This is a genomic window from Paenibacillus sp. GbtcB18 (assembly GCF_019091125.1).
In the GTDB taxonomy this organism is placed as follows: domain Bacteria; phylum Bacillota; class Bacilli; order Paenibacillales; family NBRC-103111; genus Paenibacillus_F; species Paenibacillus_F chitinolyticus.
Genome location: NZ_JAGXJX010000687.1, coordinates 1 through 245 on the forward strand (window position 1 = coordinate 1; position 245 = coordinate 245).

The 245-nt window shown below is 52.2% G+C and carries 1 pseudogene; it reads left to right on the forward strand.

The features are described 5' to 3' along the window. A pseudogene (locus KVT34_RS30820) lies at nt 1-245 on the forward strand (DNA-processing protein DprA); the annotation flags it as partial.

Here is a 245-nt window from a genome sequence, read left to right on the forward strand (position 1 = left end):
TCGGGCTTCACGGCAAAACCGGAGTGGGATGGAAGACCGTTGATCTGCTGGTCCGCTCCTGTCCCGATTTGAAGGATCAGCTGCTCTGGACAGCCGGGGACTACGCCAGGCTTGGCATTCCGGCAGCTAGAATCCAGCGGTTAATAGATGTATTGACTCCATTTAAAATTGAAGCTTCAATAGAAAAGTACGTATCGATTGGCATCGGAATTTTGACCCGCTTCGATCCCGGTTACCCGCGGCTT